Below are 12,876 nucleotides of genomic sequence, written 5' to 3' on the forward strand. Positions count from 1 at the left end.
CATGAATCATAGAATTGAAAAGGAGTTTTTATATGACTGAACATAATCATCCACAAAGAAAACAGATTATAAATAGAATAGCTAGAATAGGTGGTAATGCTAATGAAATTACAGAATTTATTAATTAATTATCGTACATATTTTTATTTAGTACAAAAAGAAAAAAGCCGCTATTATTTAGTATAATAATAGCGGTTGTATTTGTATTTTTGTTAATCACATATAAAATGTCGCCAAAACATAGATTTATAGCCATCAAAGTAGAATGGCTGATTACATTTACACATTGAACCTAAACTCAACAACATCTCCATCTTTCATTACGTAATCCTTACCCTCAAGTCTAAGTAATCCTTTATCTTTTGCTACTGCAAGAGAACCACATTCTACCAAGTCTTCATATGTGATAATTGCTGCTTTTATAAAGCCTTTTTCAAAGTCTGTGTGTATTCTTCCTGCTGCTTGTGGTGCTTTCCAGCCTTCTTTGATTGTCCATGCTCTTACTTCTTTTTCTCCCGCTGTCAAGAAAGAGATTAAGCCTAAAAGCTTATAGCTTGATTTTATCAATTTATCTAAACCTGATTCTTTTAAGCCAAGCTCTTCTAAGAACATTTCTTTTTCTTCTTGGTCAAGTTCTGATATTTCTGCTTCTACTTTACCACAAATTGTGATAACTTCTGAACCTTCTTTTTTTGCATATTCTAATAATGAAGTTAAGTGATTATTCTCTTTTTCATTGACTATATCTTCTTCTGATATATTTGCTGCATAAAGTACAGGTTTATTTGTCAAGAAGTTATATATTTTGTTGTATTTTATTTCTTCCTCTGTAAATTCTACACTTCTTACTGGTTTACTATTTTCTAAAGCTTCTAAAGCTTTTTTTAAATACTCTAATTCTTTTAATAATACTTTATCTGATTTTGCTTGTTTTTCAACTCTTGATATTCTCTTTGTAACCATGTCAAGATCAGCTAGTATCAATTCTAAATCAATTATTTCAATATCACGAATCGGATCTATATTGCCTTCAACGTGTGTTATGTTTTCATCTTCAAAACAACGCACAACATGAACTATAGCTTCAACTTCTCTAATGTGGGATAAGAATTTATTTCCTAAACCTTCACCTTTACTAGCTCCTCTAACTAAACCTGCTATATCAAAAAATTCTATAGCTGTAGGTACTTTTTTGTGAGATGAGTACATTTTTTCTAATACATCTAATCTTTCATCAGGTACAGAAACAACTCCTACATTTGGTTCTATTGTACAAAATGGATAGTTTGCAGATTCCGCACCAGCTGATGTTATTGCGTTAAATAAAGTACTTTTGCCGACATTTGGCAGTCCTACTATTCCTAATTTCATTTATATCTTCCTTTCAATTATAATCAATAACCAACACTAGACTAAATTATACATTATACTGCCAATTATATCAACTATGACAAGTTATTTTAAGCTAATATATTTGGTGCACATGCTTACTTCAAGAAAGGAACTAAGTAGAAGTTTCGTATTAATCAACCTTCTTTTTTCTTAATCTCTAAAGTATATCAAGTAGTCAATGATGAAATTTTTCATGTATGTTGTAATGAAGTTAATCCTTTATCTTATCTATTAACTTATACTTAACATACAGTTAACATTCACACAACAAAATTAACATAAATGGTTGTTATAATTTAGCTGTAATCAAATTACGATTAAAGGAGATGTTATATTTGAAAAAAATAGTAATAGCATTAATTTTAGTAATTACATTAACTACCTTAATAGGATGTAATCAAGACAAATCTTCTGATAGTGATGCTAAGACTTCGACGGTTAATGTTGTAGGATCGACATCTGTTACACCAATAGCTACTAAACTGGCTGAAGAATTTGCAAAAAAGAATGAAAATATAAAAGTAGATGTACAAGGTGTAGGGTCTACTCCTGGTGTAAAAGCTGCAAATGATGGCACAGCTGATATCGGTATGGCTTCAAGAAGTTTAAAGCCAGGTGAAAAAGAATGGAATCTTACAGAACATGTTATTGCTTATGATGGTATAGTTATTGCAATTCATCCTAATAACAGTATTACTGATATAGATTTAGAAACTGCTAAGAAAATTTTTAGTGGTGAAATAAAAAATTGGGAAGAAATTGGCGGCAAAGATGAAGAAATCTTAGTTGTAAGTAGAGAATCAGGCTCTGGTACTAGAGGTGCATTTGAAGATATATTAAAGCTTTATGAAAAAAATAGTGATGGCAAAAAAATTAGTATAGTTACAAAAGATGCTCTTATAGCTGATAGTAATGGTGCGGTAATGGCTAACATTTCTAAGAAAGAAAATGCTATAGGGTATTTATCACTTTCATATTTAAATGATTCCATTAAAGACCTTAAAATAAATGGAGTAGAAGCAAGTGTTCAAAACATTTTAGATAATAAATATAAGATATCAAGACCATTCCTATTTGTTACAAAAGGAGATATTAGTGAAGGCGGGAAAGAATATTTAGATTTTGTTTTAAGTGATGAGGGTCAAAAAATAGTTGGTGAAAAATTGATACCAATTAAATAACCCTGATTATTCATATAACTCCCGATAATATGCTGTATAGTTCTGAATTAGAAGATTTCAGTGATTTCGAAGGCATACCGAGTTGGTATGTCGAGAATTTAATGGATTTCTTATAACAACGAAGGCAATTACGTAGTAATTGCAACACACCGTTTCAACAAGGTACAAGATTGCGCACCGCCTGTTAAATATAATCGATACCGCTACCTATAGAGGTGAGGGACATCTTGCACCTTGTTATAATCAGAAGAATGCAATATAGTATTTAATTTTCTATGAATAATCTGGGATTAATAAATATGTATGGCATGTTCCCCCTCATGCCATACAATAAATTTTTCTAGGAGGTATAAATGAAAACAGCAGAAGTTAAATTAGAACCTACATTTATTTATGATAATAATAAAAAGGTTGAGTTAAATATTAAGAGATTTACAGAAAAAATAGTTGAAAAGATTTTTTTTATTAGCGCTTGTATTTCAATTGTAAGTGTTTTTACAATATTGTTTTTTATATTTCTTAAGGGAGGACCTGCAATTCTAAAAGTGGGTGTCAGAGACTTTTTGACTGGTTCAGAGTGGATTCCTGAAGCTGATATATACGGTATTAAGCCAATGCTTATAGCGTCTGTTTATGCTACTTTAGGAGCTACAATTATAAGTGTACCTATTGGAGTTTTAACTGCAGTATTCTTGGCTGAAATAGCTCCTAAGTCTATTGCTAAAATAGTAAAACCTGCTGTTGAGCTATTAGCTGGTATACCATCTGTTATATATGGTTTTTTTGGTCTTCTTGTTATAGTACCTTTAATTCATAAACACATAGGAGGAGCAGGTAATAGTTTGTTAGCAACTATTATTATTTTAGGCATAATGATATTACCAACAATAATTAATATATCTGAAAATGCTTTGCGCTCACTTCCAAAGGAGTATAAAGAAGGCTCTCTTGCCTTAGGAAGTTCACATATACAGACTATTTTTAAAGTTCTAATACCAGCTGCTAAATCTGGAATTTTTACTTCAATAGTACTTGGTATAGGTAGAGCAGTAGGAGAAACAATGGCTGTTATTCTTGTGTCAGGAAATACACCTATGATACCCCATGCTCTTACGGATAGAGTTAGAACAATGACAGCAAACATAGCAATAGAAATGGGATATGCTTATGGATTGCATCAAGAGATGTTGTTTGCTACAGGTGTTGTTTTGTTAGTATTTATTATGATTTTAAATTTAGTATTGAATAAGGTAACAAATAAGGCGGGTGTTTAACTTGGATAAAAGACAATTAAATGAAAAGATAATGAAAGCATTAATATGGTTAAGTGCTGCTGTAACTGTTGGTATTTTAATTTGGATTATTGGATATGTTGTAATAAATGGAATTACAGAAATAAATATAAAGGAGCTGTTATCTCAGATTTTAATAACATTATATATAATATTTCTTACTATTATTGTTTCAGCGCCTATAGGAATTTTGTCAGCTATTTATTTGGTTGAGTATGCAAAGAAAGGCAAATTTGTTAGATTAATAAGGTTTGCTACGGAATGTTTAGCATCAATACCTTCTATCATATTTGGACTTTTTGGAATGATTCTGTTTGTAGTTATTTTAGGTTTTGGTTGGTCTATTTTGGCAGGTACTGTTACTTTAAGCATAATGGTTTTACCTACAATAATTAGAACAACTGAAGAAGCATTAAAATCTGTTCCTGATTCATACAGAGAAGGAAGCTTAGGTTTAGGGGCTAGTAAACTCAGAACAGTTATGTTGGTTATACTTCCTAGTGCAATGCCAGGTATTTTGACAGCTGTTATTTTAAGTATAGGAAGGATTATTGGTGAGACAGCAGCAGTATATTTAACAGCAGGAACAGTAGCAAGAATACCATCAAGTATAATGGATTCTGGAAGAACATTGTCAGTGCATTTATATTTATTAGCTAAAGAGGGAATATCATTTGAAAAGGCTTACGCAACAGCTACTATATTGATAATAATTGTTTTATTTATAAACTTGGTAACAAATAAGATAGCAAAAAGATTAAATAAATCTAAAATGGAGGTGTAGATGATGTCTGATAAGATAATAGTAAAAGACTTAGATTTATTTTATGGTGAATTTCAAGCACTTAATAATATTAATATAAATATACCAGAAAAAAAGATTACTGCTTTAATTGGTCCATCTGGTTGTGGTAAATCAACATTTCTAAAGACACTTAATAGAATGAATGATTTAGTTGAAGGAGTAAAAATAAAAGGCAAGGTAACACTAGATAATGTAGATATATACAAAAAAATAGATGTTATACAGCTTAGGAAAAAGGTAGGTATGGTCTTTCAAAAACCGAATCCTTTTCCAATGAGTATATATGACAATATTGCTTATGGACCGAGAGCTCATGGAATAAAGAAAAAGAAAAAACTTGATGAAATTGTTTATAAAAGTTTAGAAGCAGCAGCTTTGTTTAATGAGGTAAAAGACAGGTTGAAAAAAAATGCATTAAGTCTTTCAGGTGGCCAGCAGCAAAGGTTATGCATAGCAAGAGCTTTAGCAGTTGAGCCGGAAGTTTTGCTAATGGATGAACCTACATCAGCGTTGGATCCGATAGCTACTGCAAAAATAGAAGATTTAGTAGGCGAATTAAAGAATGATTATACAATAATAATAGTTACTCATTCTATGCAGCAAGCTGGAAGAATTTCGGACAATACTGCATTTTTCCTTATGGGTAATTTGATGGAGTATGGATCGACTCATCAAATATTTTCTAATCCTGTTGATAAGAGAACTGAAGACTATATATCTGGTAGATTTGGTTAAAGGGAGGTGAATATTATGAGAGAAAAGTTTGATAATCAGATAGAAGAATTAAGAACTCTAATAATGGATATGGGCAATATGGTGGAGGATATTATTTCTAAATCTTTGACAGCATTGATAAACAAGGATATAAAACTTGCAGATGAAGTCATATCGTTAGATGATCAAGTGGATGTTATGGAAATGAACATTGAAAATAAATGCTTAAATCTAATTGCATTACAACAACCAAGAGCAAAGGATTTAAGATGCATAAGCACAGCATTAAAAATCATAACAGATTTAGAACGAATTGGTGATTATGGAGTAAATATCGCTAAAATTATTAAGGAAATAGGTAGTGATGAATTTATAAAGCCTTTAGTTGATATACCTAAAATGGGAAATATAGCAATAAAAATGATAAGAGGTTGTTTGGATAGCTATATAAAAGAAAGTAAAGAACAAGCTGTTGAAACTGCATTAATGGACGATGAAATGGATAGATTATATAATTATATATATGTTGAGTTGTTAGATATGTTAAGCAATGATAAAAGAATAATAAAACAAACTACTGAGCTATTATTTATTGGTAGATATTTAGAAAGAATAGGTGATCATATAACAAATATTTGTGAAAGAATTATATATATGATAAATGGTGAAAGAGTGAAATATTAATATTTATCAAAAGCAGCGAGGACTGCTTTTTTTTGTTTTTTAAAAAAGACAAAATATACAAAACGAAATAAATATTTCCCTGGAAAATAATACAAAAACGAAAAGGATTATTAAATTCATATAAATATTACTTTGATTTTTAATAATATTATATTTAATTTAGAGGAAAAATAAATAAAAAGAAATATATTTGAAACAATATTATTTAGGAGGTGAAAGTTTTGAAAATATCTTTTAAAAGAGTAGCTTTATTTACTTTAATGTTTATGCTTTTAGCAACATTTGCTATTGGTTGTCAGAATGAGACTGATGATAATACAGAAAACAATAATAATCCTACAGAAAATAACGGTAACAATAATGGTAACAATGAGGGTAATAACACTAATGATGATGTAGGAAATATTAACAATAATGTTGGTAATAAGACTGGTACTAACATTGGAGGTAATTACACCAACAAAGATACTATTCAAGGTAGCAGACTTGAAGAAACAATTGCTAATAATGTTGTAAATGTACCTGAAGTTAATAATGCAGTTTGTGTTGTAACAGATGATAATGAATGCGTAGTTGGTGTAAATTGTAAAGGTCAAGCAAATGGAACAGTACCAGATGATGTAAGGGCTAAAATTGAAGAAGCTGTAAAAAATGCAAATCCAAATATTTCTCAAGTTATGGTAACTTCTGATACGGATTTGTATGGCAAAATAGGAGATGTATCTCAAAAAGTTAGAGATGGTAATGTAATGTCTGATTTGAAAACAGATATGGATAGCATAATGAATACAATTAGAAATAAAATGAGATAATTATAAAAAGAAATCCGGTTAAAAAATATAACCGGATTTCTTATAAAACAAATTAACAATAAATTCCTTAAATTTTGACAAAATTTTTATTTGATTTATACTATATTTATGACAAATGAAATGGAGGTTTTAATTTGGCTTTGAAAAGAGAAAGAATAAGAATAAGTGAGGGCGTTTATTTAAATATTATAAAGACTAATAAATTTAAATCTAATCTTATTAATATATATTTTATAAGACCTCTTGATAAGAATGAAGTTACACAAAATGCTTTATTCCCTATAATTTTAAAAAGAGGTACCAAGAATTATAATACATTATTAGAAATAGAGAAAAAACTTGAAGGAATGTATGGTAGTAATATAAGCATAGGGGTTTCTAAAGCAGGAGAGAAGCAGATTATGAGATTTTCTATAGAAGGTCCTGACTCTAAATATGTAGATAATAAAGAAATGTTAAGTGACATGCTCAAAATGTTAAATGAAGTTATTAACAATCCGTTGATGGAAGAAGACGGTTTTGTAAGTAAATATGTAAAACAAGAAAAAATAAGACTTTCTAATAAAATTCAAAATCTGATTAATGATAAAAAAATTTATGCTATTGAAAAATGTATAGAGAAAATGTGTAAAGATGAGCCTTATAGTATTTACAAATTAGGATACATAGAAGACTTAAAAGACATTACAAGTAAATCTCTTTATCTTCATTATCAAAATGTACTTAAAACTAGCTTAATTGAAATTTTTGTTGTTGGAGATATCAATAAAAAAGAAATAGAAAAAGAAATACGTGAAGAATTTAAATTTAATGTAGAAAACCCTGTTAGTATATCAAGGGAAACAATAAAAAAAGATATTAAAGAAGTAACAAAAGTAATAGACAATATGGATATTGTTCAGGCAAAACTTTCTATGGGATATAGGATAAATCTCCCATATGAAGATAAACTATATGATGCATTTTTACTAGGTAATAACATTCTTGGAAGTGGACCAGAATCTAAGTTGTTTTTAAATGTAAGAGAGAAGGAAAGTTTAGCGTATTATGTATATTCGAGAGGATATAAATTCAAATCACTTATGATTATCAATGCAGGTGTTGAATCTGATAAAATAGATAGTGTTATCGATATTAGTAATAAAGAAGTTGAACATATACAAAATGGTAATTTTAATGACCATGATATCAATATTGCTAAAAATTCCATGATAACCTCAATAAGATCTATGTATGATGATCCTTATTCAATATCAGAATTTTTCTTTAGTCAGGCGTTAACTAAAAGTAATCGTACAATAAATGATATTATAGCTGATATCAATTCTATAACAAAAGAACAAATAACACAGTCATTTAAAAACATTCAACTAGATACAATATACGCTATAAAATCTAATGCTAAAGAGGAGGCTTGAAATTGAGTTTGAAAAAAATAGAGAATGCTAGACTAAATGAAGAATTATATTCATATCAATTTAAAAACGGATTAAACGTATTTTATGTTCCAAAACCACATTATACAATTAAATATGGTATTTTTGCGACTAATTATGGCTCTAATGATAATAGATTTGTTCCTATGAATGAAAATGAGTTTATAAATGCACCTCCAGGAGTAGCTCACTTTTTGGAACACAAATTATTTGAAGAAGAAGAAGGCAACATTTTTAACAAGTTTTCTAAACTTGGATCATATCTGAATGCATATACAAATTTTAACCAAACTGCATATTTATTTTCTTGTACAGATAAGTTTTTTGAAAATCTTGATTTATTGGTAAAGTTTGTTCAAAATCCATATTTTACAGATGAAAATGTAAACAAAGAAAAAGGAATTATTGAGCAAGAAATCAAAATGTACGAAGATAATGCTAATTGGAGAGTATTTTTTAATTGTTTAAATGGATTATATTACAACCATCCAGTTAAAACAGATATTGCTGGTACCGTAAAAAGTATAAATAAAATTGATAAAGAAGTTTTATATAAATGTTATAATACTTTTTATCACCCAAGAAATATGGTTATTTTTTTAGTAGGAGATATAGATTTTGATAAAGCAATAAAACAAATTGAAGATAGTATGAATAAGGATATCAAAATTTTAGATGAAGGAACTAAAAAGGATTATCCAAATGAGCCTAAAGATGTTAAGGTAGATTATATTGAGCAAAAACTAAGTGTGGCTAAACCATTATTTACGCTTGGGTTTAAAGATACTGATATAGGTTATGAAGGTGAAAAATTAGTTAAGAAAGAAATATGTACAACAATATTGTTAGATATTTTATTTTCTAAAAGTTCTAAATTTTATCAAGATATATTTGATTTAGAACTTATAAATGGACCATTTAGTTTTCAATATGTTGGACAAAAGGATTATGGTCATTCATTAATATCTGGTGAATCTAAAAATCCTAAAGAATTAGCAGATAGAATAATCAAATATATAAATGAAACAAGTAGTGAAGCAATAGATAAAGCAGATTTTGAAAGAACGAAAATGAAATTCATAGGATACCATATAATGGATTTCAATTCTGTTGAATATATAGCAAATAATTTTATATCTTACTTTTTTAATAATTTTATATTATTTGATTATATAGATATACTTGAAAATATTGATTATGATGATATTATTTCAAGATTAAATGAGCATTTAAATACTAAGAATTATACATTATCAGTTATTAATCCTTTATAAGTAGTTGACTTAGATGTATTCGATAACCTATAATGTTGTTTATAGGGTGCTCAAAATGGTAAATTTTTGAGGACAAAAATAACTAAGGAGGGACTACTCGAAAATGTTGAGACAGTCCCTTAAGACTGTTTTTTTATGATATATACAAGAATAGTCATTTTTTAAATTACTAGTTTGGAGGTTTTATTAATGGATCCAGTAGCTTTTGAGGTGTTTGGAATAGCTGTAAGATGGTATGGTATTTTGATATCATCAGGATTAGTTTTAGGAACAATTTTAGCTATTAAGGAATGTAGAAGAATAGGTTTCAATGAAGAAACCCTCATAGATTTACTTATCTTTGCAATTCCTATTGCTGTAATAGGGGCAAGATTATACTATGTTATCTTTCAATGGGATGAATACAGAGGGAATTTAATGAAAATAGTAAATACCAGAGGTGGAGGATTAGCTATACATGGTGCTATAATTGGAGCTGTAGTAACTGCTGTTATATTTTGCAAAATAAAAAAGATAAGCTTTTGGCAAATAACTGACATTACTGCTCCTAGTATAATATTAGGTCAAGCTATTGGAAGATGGGGGAATTACATAAATAAAGAAGCTTATGGAACTCCTACGGATTTACCTTGGGGAATACTTGTAAATGGACAGAAAGTTCATCCAACGTTTTTATATGAATCTATTTGGAATTTTGCGGTCTTTATATTTTTAATTTGGTATAGAAAGAATAAATCTGACACTAAGGGTGAAGTGTTTTTATTGTACTTGATATTATATTCATTTGCTAGATTTTTTATAGAAGGATTACGAATAGATAGTTTGATGCTTGGAAATATTAGAGTTGCTCAATTAATTAGTCTGTGTATTATATTAGTTTCGATAATAATTTTAGTTATTAAGAAAAAAAAGAATGTTAAAAATGTTTAATAATAACTATATTTTCAAAAGAATAGTGATTTTTTAGAGAGTACAATGTAAACAGTTTTATTTATTAACTATTTTTAAAAATTTCATCTACAAATTTTGAATTAAACAGTAATAGTGAAATACACATTAATAAGTAATGTGTATTCTTTTTTTATAAATTAATACCTTATACTTTATAATTAATTCTGATATTCGACAATTTAAACCCGTTGACACTTTGGTAATATTTGAATAAAATGTAATCATGTTGTGTGTAAGAGAGGTGGTAATATGAGTTATAATGAGTTCGAAATGCTAAATCAAAAGATAATACAATTGAAGGATAAATTAAATAAATCAATTGTTCAACAGGATCAGTATTCAAAAACGTATTATATTAGTACGAGCTTGGACAAGCTAATTACTCAGTATTATAAAGAATATTATTATAAAAAATATAATTAAATTCTGATTATTTATATAACTTTGAATAGTGTGTTGTATAATTCTAAATTATGAGTAGAGAACCTAAAATTTAATTTAGTGTGAATTGCTTATTCAGATGTAGTCTGAGGTACATTTGGATAACCCTCTAAGGTATACCGAGTTGGTACGCCCACCATTTATAATGCATATCTTATAATCAAAAGGTATATATTTTAATGAATCTCCAATTGCGCTCTTTCATAGGAGTAATCGACACACATAAACTCATAGATTTTAGTTCACTGTTCATAATTTTCTATGAATAATCTGGGTTAAAATAATAAATAATTGATTGGTCAAAAAAAGACGGGTAAAAACTGTCTTTTTTTTGTGTAATAATTTATTTCTATTGCAGGAATTTTAAATTTTATATAGAAATACATAATAAGTGGAGAAAAGTGGTGTGGAGTGGAGGGTAATCCCTCAAGATGGGGTGTAATGATGTTTATTGGTGAATACCTACATACTATAGATAAAAAAGGCAGACTTATAATACCTTCAAAATTTAGAGATGATCTTGGTGAGAGCTTTATTATAACTAAGGGTCTAGATAATTGTCTTTTCATTTATCCTCAGTGTGAATGGGATATATTAGTTCAAAAATTAAAAACACTACCACTCACTAGAAAAGATGCAAGAGCGTTCGTAAGATTTTTTTTCTCAGGAGCTTGTGAATGTGAACTAGATAAGCAGGGTAGGATTTTGGTACCATCAAACTTACGGCAGCATGCAAAGCTTGAAAAAGAATCCGTTGTTATTGGAGTTTCTAATAGAGTTGAAGTATGGGATAAACAACTTTGGTATGCATATAATAATGATGATGATTTAAGTTATGAAAGTATAGCAGAAAAAATGGCTGAATTAGGAATATAGAAACTGGGATAATAATATATGTAGATAATATTATAATAGAAGTCAGATGAGGTGAATAACATGGAATTAAAGCATGTATCTGTTTTGTTAGATGAATGTATTGAAAATTTGAATATAAAGAGTGATGGAATATACGTTGATGGTACTTTAGGTGGAGCTGGACATTCTAAAGAGATAGTATCAAAGCTTGATAACGGGAAACTTATAGGAATAGATCAAGATAAATATGCATTAAAAAGAGCAAAAGAAAGACTTAAAGATTATGAGGGTAAAGTGGAATTTGTTCATGATAATTTTAGAAATATTAAAAGCATATTAAATAATTTAGGTATATTAAAAGTGGATGGTATTTTACTTGATTTGGGAGTATCTTCATTTCAATTAGATGATGGAGATAGAGGTTTTTCATTCCACCAAGATGCTAAATTAGATATGAGAATGAATGAAAATAGTCCTTTGTCAGCTTGGAATGTTGTAAATGAATATTCTAAAGCAGATTTAACTAGAATCATTAAAGAATATGGAGAGGAACGATGGGCAAATAGAATAGCTGAATTCATAGTAAATGAAAGAGTAAATAAAGAGATTAATACTACATTAGAATTAGTTGAAGTTATAAAAAAAGCCATTCCAAAAAAAGTTAGAATGGAAGGTCCACATCCTGGTAGAAAAACTTTTCAAGCTATAAGAATAGAAGTTAACAAAGAACTAGAAATATTAAAACAAGCTATCATTGATATGTGTAGTTGTTTAAATGAGGGTGGTAGATTGTGTATAATTACTTTTCATTCTTTGGAAGACAGAATAGTAAAAGAAACTTTTAAATATTTATATAAGGATTGTATATGTCCTAAAGAACTTCCAATATGTAGGTGTGATAAAAAAAGAGAACTTAAAATTATAACAAAAAAACCACTAACACCTAGCAAAGAAGAAATCAACTATAACGTTAGATCAAGAAGTGCAAAATTAAGAGTTGGCGAAAAAGTTTAAAGTTCTAAAAGATACGGGGGTTGAA

13 protein-coding genes are annotated in these 12,876 nt (G+C 28.5%); 12 read left to right on the top strand and 1 reads right to left on the bottom strand.

Features of this window, described 5'->3' with window-relative positions:
• Window positions 1-279: 279 nt before the first annotated feature.
• Window positions 280-1,371, bottom strand: a complete 1,092-nt coding sequence (gene ychF / locus AYC61_RS11275) for a redox-regulated ATPase YchF (RefSeq protein ID WP_066502019.1) — start codon at window positions 1,369-1,371, stop codon at window positions 280-282.
• A gap of 356 nt (window positions 1,372-1,727) precedes the next feature.
• On the opposite strand from ychF, the gene AYC61_RS11280 reads away from it, so the two are divergent.
• From AYC61_RS11280 to rsmH, 12 genes are all read left to right on the top strand, one after another.
• Window positions 1,728-2,573 (top strand): phosphate ABC transporter substrate-binding protein PstS family protein, encoded by an 846-nt coding sequence (locus tag AYC61_RS11280; protein ID WP_066502021.1) that lies wholly within the window; start codon window positions 1,728-1,730, stop codon window positions 2,571-2,573.
• Window positions 2,574-2,926: 353 nt separating this feature from the next.
• Window positions 2,927-3,847 carry a phosphate ABC transporter permease subunit PstC gene (pstC, locus tag AYC61_RS11285; RefSeq protein WP_082759924.1) on the top strand — a complete coding sequence of 307 codons (921 nt, stop codon included), beginning with the start codon at window positions 2,927-2,929 and terminating at the stop codon, window positions 3,845-3,847.
• A 31-nt stretch (window positions 3,848-3,878) separates the two neighbouring features.
• Entirely contained in the window at window positions 3,879-4,649 is a 771-nt protein-coding gene (gene pstA, locus AYC61_RS11290) for a phosphate ABC transporter permease PstA (RefSeq protein WP_066502083.1), read from the top strand.
• Between the two features lie 3 nt (window positions 4,650-4,652).
• Window positions 4,653-5,405, top strand: coding sequence for a phosphate ABC transporter ATP-binding protein PstB (gene pstB, locus AYC61_RS11295; RefSeq protein WP_066502086.1), 753 nt, complete (start codon window positions 4,653-4,655; stop codon window positions 5,403-5,405).
• Between the two features lie 15 nt (window positions 5,406-5,420).
• The gene (phoU, locus tag AYC61_RS11300; RefSeq protein WP_066502024.1) at window positions 5,421-6,068 is read left to right on the top strand and encodes a phosphate signaling complex protein PhoU; all 648 of its coding nucleotides are present in this window, start codon (window positions 5,421-5,423) and stop codon (window positions 6,066-6,068) included.
• A gap of 221 nt (window positions 6,069-6,289) precedes the next feature.
• A complete protein-coding gene (locus AYC61_RS11305) occupies window positions 6,290-6,880 on the top strand; it encodes a YhcN/YlaJ family sporulation lipoprotein (protein ID WP_066502028.1) in 591 nt (196 codons plus the stop codon).
• Window positions 6,881-7,014: 134 nt separating this feature from the next.
• Window positions 7,015-8,298 carry an EF-P 5-aminopentanol modification-associated protein YfmF gene (gene yfmF / locus AYC61_RS11310; RefSeq protein WP_066502029.1) on the top strand — a complete coding sequence of 428 codons (1,284 nt, stop codon included), beginning with the start codon at window positions 7,015-7,017 and terminating at the stop codon, window positions 8,296-8,298.
• 2 nt (window positions 8,299-8,300) lie between these two features.
• Complete coding sequence (gene yfmH, locus AYC61_RS11315; protein ID WP_202906831.1) at window positions 8,301-9,590, top strand: EF-P 5-aminopentanol modification-associated protein YfmH; 1,290 nt, start codon at window positions 8,301-8,303, stop codon at window positions 9,588-9,590.
• Window positions 9,591-9,779: 189 nt separating this feature from the next.
• On the top strand, window positions 9,780-10,520 hold the full coding sequence (gene lgt / locus AYC61_RS11320) for a prolipoprotein diacylglyceryl transferase (protein WP_066502031.1): 741 nt from the start codon (window positions 9,780-9,782) through the stop codon (window positions 10,518-10,520).
• Between the two features lie 270 nt (window positions 10,521-10,790).
• Window positions 10,791-10,964 (top strand): Spo0E family sporulation regulatory protein-aspartic acid phosphatase, encoded by a 174-nt coding sequence (locus AYC61_RS20705; RefSeq protein ID WP_082759925.1) that lies wholly within the window; start codon window positions 10,791-10,793, stop codon window positions 10,962-10,964.
• A gap of 462 nt (window positions 10,965-11,426) precedes the next feature.
• Window positions 11,427-11,858, top strand: a complete 432-nt coding sequence (mraZ, locus tag AYC61_RS11325; protein WP_066502039.1) for a division/cell wall cluster transcriptional repressor MraZ — start codon at window positions 11,427-11,429, stop codon at window positions 11,856-11,858.
• Window positions 11,859-11,918: 60 nt separating this feature from the next.
• Window positions 11,919-12,851, top strand: a complete 933-nt coding sequence (gene rsmH, locus AYC61_RS11330; protein WP_066502049.1) for a 16S rRNA (cytosine(1402)-N(4))-methyltransferase RsmH — start codon at window positions 11,919-11,921, stop codon at window positions 12,849-12,851.
• Window positions 12,852-12,876 lie beyond the last annotated feature (25 nt).

It is taken from the genome of Abyssisolibacter fermentans (assembly GCF_001559865.1).
Taxonomy (GTDB): domain Bacteria; phylum Bacillota; class Clostridia; order Tissierellales; family MCWD3; genus Abyssisolibacter; species Abyssisolibacter fermentans.

Excerpts from the sequence above, each read along its gene's own strand:
- ychF (WP_066502019.1), bottom strand. The coding sequence starts at position 1,371 with ATGAAATTAGGAATAGTAGGACTGCCAAATGTCGGCAAAAGTACTTTA.
- pstC (WP_082759924.1), top strand. The coding sequence starts at position 2,927 with ATGAAAACAGCAGAAGTTAAATTAGAACCTACATTTATTTATGATAAT.
- pstA (WP_066502083.1), top strand. The coding sequence starts at position 3,879 with ATGAAAGCATTAATATGGTTAAGTGCTGCTGTAACTGTTGGTATTTTA.
- pstB (WP_066502086.1), top strand. The coding sequence starts at position 4,653 with ATGTCTGATAAGATAATAGTAAAAGACTTAGATTTATTTTATGGTGAA.
- phoU (WP_066502024.1), top strand. The coding sequence starts at position 5,421 with ATGAGAGAAAAGTTTGATAATCAGATAGAAGAATTAAGAACTCTAATA.
- lgt (WP_066502031.1), top strand. The coding sequence starts at position 9,780 with ATGGATCCAGTAGCTTTTGAGGTGTTTGGAATAGCTGTAAGATGGTAT.
- AYC61_RS20705 (WP_082759925.1), top strand. The coding sequence starts at position 10,791 with ATGAGTTATAATGAGTTCGAAATGCTAAATCAAAAGATAATACAATTG.
- mraZ (WP_066502039.1), top strand. The coding sequence starts at position 11,427 with ATGTTTATTGGTGAATACCTACATACTATAGATAAAAAAGGCAGACTT.
- rsmH (WP_066502049.1), top strand. The coding sequence starts at position 11,919 with ATGGAATTAAAGCATGTATCTGTTTTGTTAGATGAATGTATTGAAAAT.